General features: G+C 47.3%; 12 protein-coding genes. 5 read left to right on the top strand and 7 right to left on the bottom strand.

Going from position 1 to position 13723, the window contains the following annotated elements; all coding sequences use genetic code 11:
- Positions 1–365: 365 nt before the first annotated feature.
- The 3 genes from MGMO_RS04810 to MGMO_RS04800 form a co-directional block, all read right to left on the bottom strand.
- Positions 366–1364: a glycosyltransferase family 4 protein gene (locus tag MGMO_RS04810; RefSeq protein WP_023493911.1), complete on the bottom strand. Its 999-nt coding sequence runs from the start codon at positions 1362–1364 to the stop codon at positions 366–368.
- A gap of 18 nt (positions 1365–1382) precedes the next feature.
- Positions 1383–2720 (bottom strand): MFS transporter, encoded by a 1338-nt coding sequence (locus MGMO_RS04805; RefSeq protein ID WP_235557232.1) that lies wholly within the window; start codon positions 2718–2720, stop codon positions 1383–1385.
- 101 nt (positions 2721–2821) lie between these two features.
- Positions 2822–3607: a class I SAM-dependent methyltransferase gene (locus tag MGMO_RS04800; RefSeq protein ID WP_023493909.1), complete on the bottom strand. Its 786-nt coding sequence runs from the start codon at positions 3605–3607 to the stop codon at positions 2822–2824.
- Between the two features lie 33 nt (positions 3608–3640).
- Here MGMO_RS04800 and MGMO_RS04795 point away from each other — a divergent pair, with 33 nt between their 5' ends.
- A complete protein-coding gene (locus MGMO_RS04795) occupies positions 3641–3859 on the top strand; it encodes a hypothetical protein (protein WP_036306920.1) in 219 nt (72 codons plus the stop codon).
- Between the two features lie 641 nt (positions 3860–4500).
- Entirely contained in the window at positions 4501–5850 is a 1350-nt protein-coding gene (locus MGMO_RS04790; RefSeq protein WP_023493907.1) for an HD domain-containing phosphohydrolase, read from the top strand.
- A 128-nt stretch (positions 5851–5978) separates the two neighbouring features.
- On the opposite strand, the gene MGMO_RS04785 is transcribed toward MGMO_RS04790, so the two are convergent.
- Positions 5979–6551, bottom strand: a complete 573-nt coding sequence (locus MGMO_RS04785) for a response regulator (RefSeq protein WP_023493906.1) — start codon at positions 6549–6551, stop codon at positions 5979–5981.
- A gap of 785 nt (positions 6552–7336) precedes the next feature.
- Between MGMO_RS04785 and MGMO_RS04780 the strand changes: the two genes are divergently transcribed.
- Genes MGMO_RS04780 through MGMO_RS20945 form a run of 3 tightly spaced genes read left to right on the top strand, consistent with a single transcriptional unit; the run spans position 7337 to position 10909 of the window.
- Positions 7337–8185: an ATP-binding response regulator gene (locus tag MGMO_RS04780; protein WP_023493905.1), complete on the top strand. Its 849-nt coding sequence runs from the start codon at positions 7337–7339 to the stop codon at positions 8183–8185.
- Between the two features lie 30 nt (positions 8186–8215).
- A complete protein-coding gene (locus MGMO_RS04775) occupies positions 8216–9037 on the top strand; it encodes an HDOD domain-containing protein (RefSeq protein ID WP_023493904.1) in 822 nt (273 codons plus the stop codon).
- Positions 9038–9052: 15 nt separating this feature from the next.
- Positions 9053–10909, top strand: coding sequence for an ATP-binding protein (locus MGMO_RS20945; protein WP_023493903.1), 1857 nt, complete (start codon positions 9053–9055; stop codon positions 10907–10909).
- A 179-nt stretch (positions 10910–11088) separates the two neighbouring features.
- Here the strand turns inward: MGMO_RS20945 and MGMO_RS04765 are convergent, their stop codons facing one another.
- The 3 genes from MGMO_RS04765 to MGMO_RS04755 form a co-directional block, all read right to left on the bottom strand.
- Entirely contained in the window at positions 11089–11694 is a 606-nt protein-coding gene (locus MGMO_RS04765; RefSeq protein ID WP_152976295.1) for a gluconate 2-dehydrogenase subunit 3 family protein, read from the bottom strand.
- 331 nt (positions 11695–12025) lie between these two features.
- The gene (locus MGMO_RS04760) at positions 12026–12304 is read right to left on the bottom strand and encodes a ubiquitin family protein (RefSeq protein WP_023493901.1); all 279 of its coding nucleotides are present in this window, start codon (positions 12302–12304) and stop codon (positions 12026–12028) included.
- 5 nt (positions 12305–12309) lie between these two features.
- Positions 12310–13494, bottom strand: coding sequence for a hypothetical protein (locus MGMO_RS04755; protein ID WP_023493900.1), 1185 nt, complete (start codon positions 13492–13494; stop codon positions 12310–12312).
- Positions 13495–13723: the final 229 nt, after the last annotated feature.

Here is a 13723-nt window from a genome sequence, read left to right as displayed (position 1 = left end):
TATTTGATCTGTCAGAGCCAGCATCCTTAAATCACTGTTAAGTTAAATACACAATAGGAGACTTTTTCACGGTAAGCGTTCTAAAAGTCTAGTTTAATACAATACGCTTTCAAATACTCTTCTTCATCATGGGTGGTGATACATCCTAGCTTTTTCATTTTTAGCTATAATTTACTCCGCTTAATGTTACGATGGTTTTTCTGTCTTCGTGACCACAATTTGAGATCTTGCAACCCTGATTTAAAGCCCATCGAAATAAAAAAAAACATGCCGTTTGAAATTTGGAACACGGTTATCGGCTCGATCCGCAAATATCCTTGATACCAAACATTACCTTACAGATTTAATAGGGGGCTAAGGAATTTTCAAACCATGGGGACAAGGTTGTCCACCAATTGCTTAGTGCATTTTTCCCACGTGTTCTCCAGCGCGTAACGTCGGCAGTCCCCTGAGTTTAGCTCGAGTGCCGATAGGGCTGCCAGTTGCAGATCCTCGTTTAAGAACCCTGTTTGTGCATCTATGATGACATCCTTTGAGCCCTGGACTGGAAAAGCCGCGACCGGTACGCCACAGGCCAAGGCTTCCAATAGGGCAACACCGAAGGTATCGGTACGGCTGGGAAAAACAAATACATCGGCAGCCGCCATAAACCGGGACAAGCTTTCCTTTTGTTGGTAACCCGTAAAACGGGCAGCCGGATATTTGTTGGACAGCAAGGCTTTCTGTGGGCCGTCACCGATAACATACTTAGTGCCAGGAAGATCTAGCTTAAGAAATGCTTCGATATTTTTTTCTATTGCCACCCTGCCCGTAAACATAAATATTGGACGTTTGTCCTTAATAAAATCTTTTGGCTGGGGACGATACAGCTCGGTATCTACACCCCGAGACCAGCGAGCCAGACGTCGGTAGCCCGCTTGGTACAATTGCGTTTCCAGGGATGCTGTCGACACCATGACCCGGGCGCTGTCACAGTGGAACCAGCGTAGGTAAGTTTCGCTTATCCATACGGGAAAGCCGATACGCAATTTAAAATATTCCGGAAAATGGCTAAGGTAAGAACTGGTGTACCGGAAACCGAATTCATGGCAATATCGGCGTACGGCATAACCGATCGGGCCTTCAGTGACCAAGTGGATGGCATCCGGTTTAAATGCCTTAAGGATGGTGCGTGCCTTGGGGCCGCAAAGAAATGCAAGACCGACATCGGGGTATCCGGGCCACGGGTAGGTCTTGAACCGCTCCGGGGTTATCAGTTCGACCTCGTGCCCCAGTGTTTTCAATGTCGCGACAGTATTGGTCAAAGTCGTGACAACACCATTGATTTGTGGATGCCAGGCATCGCTAATAAGGGCAATTCGCAAGATGTCTCCTTCAAGCCGTCACTTGAGCCTAGCCTCAATTTGGGTGCGTAACTCTTGCTGTTTCTCCCGGGTTATCGGGAAGTTCCACATCAACGGAAAGCCCAACATCATAATGGCGCAGGGCAACCAACCGTAAATTCCCATCAAGGCGGATTCCGCAACAGGGCTGTGGATGGCCGCCGAAGGTTCGAAGCCGTAAAGGGCCGGCAACGATGTCCCCAGGAACACGCCCAATCCAATAGCCATTTTGATGACCATGCCCCAAAGCGAGAAATAAAAACCTGTCCTCTGACGGCCTGATGCGAGCGTGTCATGATCGACGACATCCGCAGCTATCGAGTTTGACAAGAAAATGACTGAAGCCAAGCTGCTCCCACGCAATATGATCAAGGTGACATACAGCCCAATATCACCGTGACCGACCCATGGCAATGCTAAACTCCACAAGCCGACCCACAGCCCTGCAAGCGTCAATGCCCGATGTTTACCAATTTTGTACGAAAGCCCTATCCACAGCGGCAAGGCTGCAAGGGAGGCTAACGTTTCTGCGAGTATCATCGGGGAAAATAACTCTGGCCGACCGACAATGTGTTTCAACACCATTTTATGTAAAGTGGCCTGTATCATCAATCCCGTCACAAACAGCACCAGGGTGACCAGTGTCCTGGCAAAAGCCCTATTTTGCGCTATCAGCCTAAGCCCTTGCCATCCGTTGTGGGGCTGGCCTTTTAATTGCTCACTCGGTTTTTCAGGGACATTGGCAACGGCCAAAACCACAAATACCGGCAACCCAACGCACACCATCAAGGCAATGGCCTGAAGTTGCCCACTATTACCGTGATAGCCCAGGCTGCCCATTATCATCAATAGCACCAGGAACAAGATATGGCCGCTGGCACCGAAAGCTTCCCGCCAAGCCGCAACCCGCGACCTTTCGTTATAGTCGTTTGAAAGCTCAGCGCCCCACGCCTTGTAAGGCAAGTCAAATACCGTAAACGACAAGAACAATACACTGGCCCAGATCAGCAAATAATAAACTGATACAGTTTCCTGCGGCACAAAGACCATCCAAGTTGACAGCAATAAGAATGGCGTTCCAACAACCAGCCAAGGTTTACGGCGTCCCCAGCGCGTCTGCCAGCGGTCGCTTAAGACGCCAATGACCGGGTCGATAAAAATATCCAGGAACCGTGACGCCGCAATTGCCGCCCCAACGCTGGCAAGCGGAAGCCCCAGGTCATCCGCATAATATGATGGGACGAAAAGCACCAGGGGCAACACCACCATCGAGTGCAATAAATGCGGTAAACCATAAAGGGCCATTATCTTATGGGTGAGAGGAAGGCGCTTGTCCATGTCCATAAATTCTGAGGTGGTTATTTGGCCAGTAATCTCGGGCTAACCCAACGCCGCTTAACGACATAGCCATAGGGTTTTGAGATTTGGGTCGGCAACACCTACCCCACAACCATCTCAATGTAGGGCTTGAATGTGCCCTGGATATGATATCGGGCAGGGAGTTCGCTTTCCCAACGTTTTGCAATTTCAAGCTCGCCATGCCTATCGGCGTCGTCCAATAGGATGGCGCAACCCATCTTCAGCTTTTCCCTCATGATGGGTGCCAACCCATACCTGCCTCCCTTGGTTCTGCTGGGAGGCCCGTCACAAACAACTAAGAAAAAATTGCCTGGCATCCTATGGAAGGGCACATCGTACCAATAAAACTCACCATAGTCCTTGAGGGGCATTGTGCATATTTCGGTGTCCAGCTCGTATCTATCTAAATATTTTTGCACTTTCTTTGCCCACTGAGGCTTGTGCTCCAGAACCCAATGGCTGTTACCTCGGGATTTAGCCACAATGCCAAGCAATAGCGTGGTTAATCCAGAACCGCACTCTAAAATAGGGCCGCTTGACGACAATGAATGGCTTATGCAACCCGCGAGATATTCGTCCCTCGCGCTCCATGCCTCATTCCCCCATCCGTAAATGAGGTCAATCAATACAGGGTTTCCTGGGTATGCACAAGCAGCAGGGTCGCTGAGGAATTGGTCCATGGCTTGTTGGAATACGAAATCACGTCGCTTGCCCCGAAGCAAACTCCGGATTTGGGACGGCACTGACTTGTAGTAAGCTTCCATCAGGAAACCACGCATCTTGTACGGAAAGACTGGTTTCAAGGCATTTCTCGGTTGCAACATCCTGATTTCCAGGAAGCTATAGTCATTGTATAGGGTCTCCATGTACAACGCACGAGGTTTAACTGGCCAAAACAGATGCAATCCAGCCAAGCCCTGAAATGTCAAAAGCCGACCCTAGCTAAGGGCCTTTCTTGGTATGCCCGGAAAGCCGCTTGGGTTAATGGTTTGGCGCGCCGTATGAAAATCGGTCATGTCTGCGACTTCGGGCTGGCCATGTTCGACATCAATTATAACAATCGGCGGATGATTTCATCTAAATTTATGGGGTCAATCGAATTCCGGCATAAGGCCTAGATCATCGTCAATTGGCTTTATCCCAAACTATCTGGTTATGGGTTTAGATTTACAATCTGTCACTTAATCATCTACACGGTGTTACCGCGCAGACTGCAAGATAATTACCTTGTAAGCCCCTACCCAAAAGGAAATCGGTTAAAATTAAGGCCGGAATCGAGCAGCTTTTTATAGGGCCGCCTTGCCGCAGAGGTTAGCGGGGTTTCAAGGCTACTTTGCAGGAAGGGTTCAATTGGGACAAATTGCGGCAATACCCTGTCGTGATTAAAGTCGTATAGAGTTTTTGAAAAAACGTCACTAATGCACTAATTTAAGGTTAGTCTACACTTTCAAATGTGGCATTTATTCAGTTGAAAGCAGTGAATGAGCAGAACATTTAGAAGCCATTTATAAACAAAATGTTATTGCTATAATTTGATGTCAACGACGTTTTTTCAAAAACTCTATACGACCTCTTTACTGAATAAGCCACTTTGAGGGGGCAACAATGACTAGCCCCAGTTTTGCCGGTGGTGATTTAACTACTCCCAGATTGAAAGAGAAAATAGACAAAAAACGGCCCAAGCCTCGCTACCGAGACCTGCATAGGCAAACCGGAAAAACTATTTCATGACGATGGCTGCTTCATCAAGAGGTATAACATGGACACCGACCAAGCATCATTAGTTGAAAAGACCTCCGCCGTTTTATTGTTCGTCGATGACGAACCGAATGTCTTAAAAGCCTTACGTCGCCTGTTCCATAGCGAAGGTTATACCATTCATCTCGCTGAGGGGGGCGCTGAAGGCTTGGATATTTTGCGCCAACATGCGGTTGATTTAATTATCTCCGATATGCGTATGCCGGAAATGAGCGGTGCTGAATTTTTAGCCCGTGCGGTTGAGCAATGGCCTGAGACTGTTCGCATCTTATTGACCGGCTATTCCGATTTGCAATCGACTATTGATGCTGTCAACAAAGGCCGTATTTTCAGTTATTGCAACAAACCGTGGAATGATGAAGAACTGAAACTATTGGTTAGGAACGCACTGGAACAAAAACATTTGCGGGAAGAGCGGGAACGTTTATCTACTATTATCCGGCTACAGAATGACGAACTAAAAACGCTCAATGAGCATCTTGAAGAAAGGGTTGAACAACGCACATCAGAACTTAACGAGACGCTAAAACAACTCGATCAAGCCAATAGTGACTTGAAAAAACAATATATTGATTCGATCCACGCATTCTCCCGCATCATAGAGATGCGTCCCGGCATTAAAAGCGGGCATTCGAAATATGTTGCCGAAAATGCACAGAGCGTAGCCAAAAAATTAGGTCTACCAGGCGAAGAGATAAAAAATATCATCTATGCGGGCTTGCTCCTACAAATCGGCAAAATGACCCTGCCCGATAAAATTCTTACCTTGCCGTTCTACACCATGGATGCGCTACAGAAAAAAAGCTACTTAAAACATGCACAGGAAGCAGTACCTTTACTAAAAGGTTTAACACAATTGGATGCCGCAGTGACGCTTATTCATTGTCAGTATGAACATTATGACGGATCAGGCAGCCCTGATGGGTTGGCAGGGGGAGAAATACCACTCGGCTCAAAGATATTGTCTGTAGTCAGAGATTATATTGGCTATTTGGACGGCACCTTGACTGGAAAACCCATGCCTGTTGCCGATGCCAGGAAACGTTTGCGCGATTTTAAGATGATACATTACGATCCTAAGGTCGTAGACATTTTTTTAAAACATCTAGAAGAATCGGCAACGCCGGATAACAAAAGACCAATTATCGAAATTTCCTGGACTCAGATGCGTCCTGGTATGGAAATTGAGGAAATATCGTATGATGACCAAATCTATTTGAAAAACTGCGTCCTTACCGAACGTATTATCAGCAGCGTACTTACACTTAGGGACAACAAAGGTAGCTCACCAAGGATTAAGGTTCGTTTGGGCGAAAACGATACGCATCTGCCGCCGGGTAAGGTTTCTTAACAATAAACCTCATAATTAGCTGACCCGCATTGCCAAGTGTATGACCTGAAAAAAGCCAGGCTAGCCGAGTAAAGAAAAAGTCTTATATCTTTTACGCCAGCCAGAATCGCTGGATGTGGGGAGCAGGCCTAGTCAAAATTGGTTTGGTCGAGGTCATAATCCTCTTCTTTAATTAGAATTGAGCCGTCTGGTTCCCACTTAACTTTCGTAATGCCGGGGTCTTTCGCTTCCAATGCGCGCAGTATCGCGTCCTTTTCTAGCAGCAAATCATGCTGTGTCCTTACTTTGGCAGCCAGCATCCGATTTTCCAAAAGCATATTTTTATGCTCCAATCCTCGAGTTACCGCATTTAAAATTTCAATATTATTCCAAGGCTTATTGATAAACCGGAAAACCTCGGCATTGTTGATGGCGTGTTGCATACCGTTCAGGTCTGCATAGCCAGTAAGAATCATGCGGATAGCATCCGGCTGTAACACCTTAAAAAAAGTTAAAAAATCGACACCATCCAGGCCAGGCATCCGATAATCCGAAATAACCAGGTCGAATTGCTTATCCTCGGCCGCCGCTAAGGCATCTTCCCCACTGGTAAAGGTGGTGACCTGATAACCTTTCAGCAAACGGGTCAAGGCGCGCAACACATTCGGTTCGTCATCGACCAATAGAATTTTTGATTCTTCCGGCTGGATTTCACTGGTCATACTGTGGACTCCTGATATGTCGATGAAAAGAGGATTAAAAAACAGGATGCCCTGGGGCAATAGTCCTCACGGTCAATTTCGCTGCTCGGTGGATGGTTCGTTTTAAGTATAGGCTTGGTCTTTTGTTATGACAATAAGGTATGCGTGTTAATCCCCGACATCATATACATCTCAAGCTAACTTAATTTGCCAAGGCTGGGAGGTTATTGAAACAAGGGTGTTTTTTATGAAAGTTCCTAGTGCCGATAAGGATGGGCGGATTAGGGCGGCAAGAACAATTTTCAAAGTGAATGGACAATTGCCCTGGTTTAGATAATTTCTTGACAAAGGAAATGGTTATAAGCTATAAACAATTAAGCCAAATTTGAAAGATGCTTTGTCTATTCCTTTAAAATGGGGGAATTGAAGAAAAGCGAGATTGTGCGTCACCTTTGGCAAAAGCCTAGAGTTTTCCGGACATGAAAAATAGGGCAAGCCCTGGCAGCCGATGTTTATTTTGCGCGCCCACAGCGATCATGGGAACGTAAGCATAACTGAAAACACAATGGCTTGATTCGGCAATATTTCCACTAAGAGCAGATGTTAACACGGTGACGCAAGCGTAAAGCGAACAAGCCACCGCTAGATAAACAACCATCCCCACAAAACTTAAGGGACTTCTCGGCGAACGAACTTTTTTGGGGATAGCAAGCAGACCTCTTCGGTTTGCATAACTTTTGCGCCTAATTACTAAAATCTGCGGTGCATTTGGATCAGCGCATGAATAAATCACTCAGCCCATAACAATGCTGGAAGCAACGCATACGGAACGAACCGTTTTGGTGGTTGACGATGAGGCGAACATAACCAGCGCCCTCAAACGGACTTTGCGCCGTGACGGTTACAACATCCTAACCGCCAATAGCGGTGCCGAAGGGCTTAACCTGCTAACCGTCCATGAAGTAGGGGTCATCATCTCCGACCAGCGTATGCCGCAGATGACCGGCGTAGAGTTTTTACGTAAGGTCAAGGCGCTTTACCCCAAAACCTTCCGCATTGTGCTATCCGGCTATACTGAGCTTGAATCGGTGACCAGCGCCATTAACGAGGGTGCGATCTACAAGTTCCTGACTAAGCCCTGGGATGACGAGTTGCTTCGGAAGAATATCCGCGAAGCGTTCGAATTCTATGAAATGGAACTGGAAAACCAGCGGCTGAGCAAGGAACTCCAACACTCCCACAATGAGCTAGTTAGGCTCAATCAGGATTTAGAACGGCAAGTTAAGCAAAAAACTGGAGAAATTGTACATAACATCAATATGTTGAAAATTACCCAGGAAATTTTCGAACATTTGCCGGTCGCGATTATCGGCATTGACGAACATGATATGATCGCGGCTTCCAATCGATATGCAGACCAACTGCTTTTAAGCCAACCCGGCGGCTGCTTACTCGGTTTGCAGGCAAACGAATGCCTACCCGAAACGCTATTGCGGGCGCTGCAACAAGCGTCATCGGTAAACGCCGCAGAATTTAACGGCGGTGTAGTGCATTTGGAGAATGATAATGTTATGCATATGTGGGTAAACCCTATGGGAGGTTTCAGCCAATCTAAAGGCACGATTATTGTGCTTTCACCGTTCAAGGGAAGTTGATGCCAAAGTACTTTGACAGGGTTTGCCGATATGGATCCGAAAGATAAAGCGGTGCGCTTGAGCCTGGTTGACTTGCCTTCCTTGCCGGCGTTGCTCATGGAGGCGTTGCAATACACGTCGGACGACAAAAGTTTAACTGTTTTTGCGGACAAAATAAGCCAAGACCCGCCCATGGTAATCCGGATTTTACGTATCGCCAATTCGCCTTTTTACGGCATGTCACGGGAAATCAGTTCGTTGCGGCAAGCGATTGCCTTGTTGGGTATCAATCGAGTGAGGGATATGCTGCTGGGTGTTTGTTTCTCCAATATCTTGCCAGTACGACATAAAGACTTCAACTATCCGTTGTTTTTACATCATAGTATGGCTGTGGCCGATTATGCCCGGCAGCTTGCAACCTATACCGGCATTGGCCAGGACATCGCGTTTTCGGCTGGCTTGTTACATGATATCGGATTGCTGGTTATTGTCGTGCTGTTTCCCGACGATTTTAGCCGCATTCTCAACGAACCCATCCCGAATAGAATCGAGGCGGAACGGCGGATTTTGGGCTTCGACCACACGGAAATAGGCGGTAAAGCCGCGATGAAATGGAACCTGCCGGTCGCTATCCAAGAAGCTATCGAACTGCACGAAACCCAGCCCGCGTACGATTCCGCCAAATCCCTCGCCTTATTGGTCTATGCTGCCAATTTACTGGTCACTGAAACGGAGCAGCGCGAAAACACCGGTTTGGAGCTTCAAGAAGCGATCACTGATGTGCTTGACAAACTGGATATCCCGATTGACCAAGCGACATTCTGGGCCAGCACCAGTCGAGAATTTGCCGACCAGATCGTTGCCGTCCTTTAAAATTCAAGGGAAATTATGCCGTTAAGTGAATTACAACAATTAAAATGGATATACGACCTTTATCAATTAGGGCATTCCGATTTGTCGCAAGGCAGTTCAAACAAGGTGTATGGGCAAATCCTGCGCCATATTGTCGAAGGCTTAAGAGCAAATACCGGGTCATTAGTTCTATATCAAGGTGAGAACAGTAACCAACTAACCATAGTTGCCGGCTTCGGTTTGCCGGAGGGATGTATCGGCAGTGTCATACCTAACGGCACCGGCGTTATCGGTTGGGTATTGGAGAACAAACAGGCAATATTGCTCAAAGGCAATATAGACAACGACCCCCGCTTTCATGACCCTATTCCTAAAGCAGACAATCAAATTCCCCATTCATCCCTTTGTTGGCCCTTGCTGGTGGGCAATCGGTTGCTCGGCGCAATTTGTGTGAACAACCTTGACGATAATGAAGGTTTTTCCGAAGTACATTTAGAACGCGGACAATTATTAGTTAACCTAGTTACCCTGGTTATTGACAATATCTGGTTAATTGGCGATAAATTGAATCGCATTCAATTGCTTGCCGCATCAAATGAACGCTATATCAAATTGAATCAGGAACTACAGGAGACCCACAATCGCCTGGAACAATCGGAAAAGCGGTTAACTGATATCCTTGATTCCTTGGATAGCGTGGTCTGGTCGATGAAGCCAAAAACACTTGAAATGCTCTATCTCAACAAGGCCGTCGAAGAGGTATCCGGCCATGCAGTCGCGGATTTTTTCAATAATCCCAACTTATGGTTGGACATTATCCATCCTCGCGACCGGGATCGGGTGAAAAGTAGTATGGTTGATTTATTGACCCTCGGCGTCCAGAAAATAACCTGCCGTATCCTGCGGCCGGATGGGGAACTTCGTTGGTTATTTCACCATATGCGCGCCATCAATGACGGTGTCGGCACGCCGCTGCGAATCGATGGCATCACGGTCGATATTACCCAGCATAAAAACGCTGAAGATTTACTGAAACAACGCAATGAAGAATTACAAGAAGCCTTCGATAAAATTAAAGAAGTCCAAGGCCAATTGGTGCAATCGGAAAAATTGTCCTCCATTGGCCAACTGGCGGCGGGCGTCGCCCACGAAATCAATAACCCCATCGGTTATATCAACTCTAACCTGACTTCTTTGAAAAACTATGTGGAGGATTTGTTAGCGCTGGCGGCGATTTACGAACAAGCCGAGCCGACATTGGCCGATACCGAGCAACTCCGTCAAATCGAGGCATTCAAGCATAAGATCGACCTGGAATTCCTTAAAACCGACGTGCTTGACTTGCTGGATGAGTCCCACGAAGGCGCGTCCCGCGTTAAAAAGATCGTCCAGGACCTCAAAGATTTTTCCCATGCGGGTGGCGACGACGATTGGCAATGGGCTGATTTGCATACCGGCCTGGAAAGTACGCTGAATATTGTCAACAACGAGATCAAATACAAGGCGAGTGTTATCAAGGAATTCGGGGACATTCCGCAAGCGTGGTGCTTGCCGCATCAGTTGAACCAAGTATTTATGAATTTGTTGGTCAATGCGGCGCACGCCATTGAAAATGAAGGTAGCATCACAGTACGCACAGGGGAAGGAAACGACCACATTTGGGTAGAGGTCAGCGATACCGGCAAAGGTATTGCACCAGAACACGTCAATAAAATTTTCGATCCCTTTTTTACCACCAAACCGGTGGGTAAAGGTACGGGACTAGGGCTTTCCGTCTCGTATAACATCATTAAAAAGCATAACGGCGAAATCCAGTTGGACAGTCGTGTCGGCGAAGGCACGACATTTCGGATCGTGCTGCCAAAAAAAGATGAGACCGCAACAACCGAATGAGTCCCGTACACTTTTAACACCCAGTAACCAGCCATCCAAGGTAAATAGCGGCAACAGAAAATACAACCACAAAAGCCAACTTAGCCCAAGTCCGAGCAAAGCGATCCTATAGATACAAAAAATCGATTATCCTTATTTGTTCAGCCAAGCTCTGCCAGTAATATTCGAAGTGACACGGCTTAGTGGATATCTAACATAATTTTTTCAATTTTATCCAGTATTTGCCCCTGTTGTTCCTGTGACAGTTTTGCAAAGTCGCGTTCAAAGTCGGCCAGGCTATATGCCTGTTGAGTTGGCGTTTTGCCCTGCACGATGCCGCAGTCAGCCAAGACTTGTTGGATAGGTCCAGAAGCGTCCTTTAAAGGGATATCTGCCGACAACACAGTACTGATTATTGTGTTTATGCGGATAAAAAGAGACTGACCGGACAAAAACTCCCCGACTATCCGGTCAATTTGTTCATCTGTATAAGCACGGCGTTTGCTATCTTTAAAAGTCCTCATTTTAATGGCTACCGAGGGCTTTTTATCAAGTTGATATTCAAAATCAAATTCCCTGCCTTGGGAAGTAATTAAGTTGCTGGTTTTGGCAACTAATTGCAATTTCTTGTCCTGACAAATGATTTCAAGCCTGATGTCATCGTAAAGCCCCCGTTTCGGCATGGGCGACCGAACCAAGCTAAAATCGAGATTATTTAATTTGTCCCATTCTTTATGGTACGTCCAAGTTTCCATTTCTTGGTCAGTTTCCTCATCAGCACTGGCTGGGGACAAACACAAATGCATAATAAAAAAACCTGCAATAACTCTGCATATCAAACCGTAACACATAGGCAATCAATCCTGAACAGACATAAGAAGGTTGTAACACTGAACGGTGATTATATCCTTATTGCCAAATGGGATATCGCCCCAATCGTTCAGCACTGACAATACATCGTTCGTACTGTTCTCAAAGTAAATTAGCGACATTTCGGATGGGCAAGAGGACTCTAGCCAAGGTTATTGGAATTCAAATGCAGCTTAATTGGGCGGGCTATCCACCTAATAACATTTCATGGCATTGCAACAAATGCGGACACTCGAACTTTTAGCTATTTTTTCTTCATCTGAGCACCTATCCACCGCTTAGGGCCTGGAAAATATAAACAGTCCCATCATCCGGGACACGATCAGAGAGCGTTTTTTTATCAATCACGATGGTGTCATTGATACAGAGATTCACATGTCGACGTAGCGCACCCTGTTCGTCGAGCACGTAATCGGTAAAGCCTGGGGCAATCTCGTTGACTGCGCATAAAATTTCGGCGACCGAACCGGTCGGCACGGTAATCGCTCGGTTTTCCAATTGCGGAAAGAACCGGTAAAGATGTTGCGTCATTTCGACAGTAGGCATGGTGTTCAGCCAAATCGTACCGAATAAATCGGCGGCAGATTGTTACCAAGGCACTGCCATGACTCGCCACGATCTTCTGACAGGTAAACATTTCCAGTCGTACTGCCAAAACATAAACAATCACCCGCCACATCGAGGCTATGCCTCAGGACGATGTCGTAGGCGTTATCCTGCGGCAATCCGTTTCGGAAAGTTTGCCATGACTGCCCGCCATCGGTCGTTCGCGCAACGGACAAACCGCCATCAATCGCCATACGTTCCGAATCCGCGCGTGCCGGTACGACCCACGCAGTACGCCCGTCATTCGCATCAACCGCGATGGGGAAACCAAAATGCACACCCACATCCGGCATACTGACCTTAAGCCAGCTCTGGGCGCCATCATTACTGTAAAAAACACCGCAGTGGTTTTGCTGCCAGAGATGATCCGGCTGCCCAGGGCAGCTAGTCACGAAATGCGGATCGTGCCCCCACTCGGCTTCCGGGTTCGGCATGTAATCATTAAGCATACCGCGATTACGTCCCACCCAAGTTTGGCCACCATCGATGGTCTCGATAACACCCGCTGACGATACCGCAACGTAAATATGATCCGGATCGCGCGGATCAACAATGATGGAATGGATGCCGGGTTCAAACACGCCATAATCGATACTCGCTGGCGTGCCGTACCAGCGGTTTTCAGTCGTCGCATCGCCGACGAACAAATCACCGCCGCGGCTATCATGATTCCAAAGTGGTCGGTTGAGTTCCCAACTATCACCGCCATCATCGCTGACAAATAAACCACCGGGGATCGTGCCAGCATATAGCCTGCCGGGCTGATTGGCATTGCCAAACGCAATATTCCAGATCTTATACACCGTTGCATCGGCATATTCAGGTTGGGCGGATGGAGACTCAGGATCGAAATCCGGGGTAGGCAGGTATTTGACGATATAGCGTGCGCCCTTAGGGTACTTTACGGACATCACATCCTCCCAGGTCGCACCGCCATCACGCGAACGCGACAGTTTGGGCCCCCAGTGGCCATGATCCAGGGAAGCCCACAGGGTGCCGTCACGCGGATCGCGTACCAAGTAACAAACAGGAATGCCCGCATGCGTAATTGGGCGAGGATGCCAGTTGGAATTTATACGATCGAATATTACGGAGCCCTTACGAGTACCTAGTAGAATCATGTTTGACATTAATTTGCCCTCATATACTTACGTCGATTTATGTACTAACCGCGACATAAACAAAACTAACCGACGCGGCATGGAAAGCTAAAAAACAAAACCGCATTATAACCGCACCCCGGTTGAGCGCTATGTTGGACGAAGCCGCTAACGCGGAGAAAAGCGCCGCCGCCTGATTAATCGATAAAATGTAACCTAAAGCCCTAAATCACAATGGGGCCCTCAACAACGAATCATG

Source organism: Methyloglobulus morosus KoM1 (genome assembly GCF_000496735.2).
In the GTDB taxonomy this organism is placed as follows: Bacteria; Pseudomonadota; Gammaproteobacteria; order Methylococcales; family Methylomonadaceae; genus Methyloglobulus; species Methyloglobulus morosus.
This window is presented reverse-complemented; position numbering and strand designations above follow the sequence as displayed.

What these genes read in the sequence shown, in the direction of transcription:
- MGMO_RS04800 (WP_023493909.1), bottom strand. Translation starts at nt 3,607, where the DNA reads ATGGAGACCCTATACAATGACTATAGCTTCCTGGAAATCAGGATGTTG.
- MGMO_RS20945 (WP_023493903.1), top strand. Translation starts at nt 9,053, where the DNA reads ATGCCGTTAAGTGAATTACAACAATTAAAATGGATATACGACCTTTAT.
- MGMO_RS04760 (WP_023493901.1), bottom strand. Translation starts at nt 12,304, where the DNA reads ATGCCTACTGTCGAAATGACGCAACATCTTTACCGGTTCTTTCCGCAA.
- MGMO_RS04775 (WP_023493904.1), top strand. Translation starts at nt 8,216, where the DNA reads ATGGATCCGAAAGATAAAGCGGTGCGCTTGAGCCTGGTTGACTTGCCT.
- MGMO_RS04765 (WP_152976295.1), bottom strand. Translation starts at nt 11,694, where the DNA reads ATGCATTTGTGTTTGTCCCCAGCCAGTGCTGATGAGGAAACTGACCAA.
- MGMO_RS04795 (WP_036306920.1), top strand. Translation starts at nt 3,641, where the DNA reads ATGCAATCCAGCCAAGCCCTGAAATGTCAAAAGCCGACCCTAGCTAAG.
- MGMO_RS04785 (WP_023493906.1), bottom strand. Translation starts at nt 6,551, where the DNA reads ATGACCAGTGAAATCCAGCCGGAAGAATCAAAAATTCTATTGGTCGAT.
- MGMO_RS04780 (WP_023493905.1), top strand. Translation starts at nt 7,337, where the DNA reads ATGCTGGAAGCAACGCATACGGAACGAACCGTTTTGGTGGTTGACGAT.
- MGMO_RS04790 (WP_023493907.1), top strand. Translation starts at nt 4,501, where the DNA reads ATGGACACCGACCAAGCATCATTAGTTGAAAAGACCTCCGCCGTTTTA.
- MGMO_RS04755 (WP_023493900.1), bottom strand. Translation starts at nt 13,494, where the DNA reads ATGTCAAACATGATTCTACTAGGTACTCGTAAGGGCTCCGTAATATTC.
- MGMO_RS04805 (WP_235557232.1), bottom strand. Translation starts at nt 2,720, where the DNA reads ATGGACAAGCGCCTTCCTCTCACCCATAAGATAATGGCCCTTTATGGT.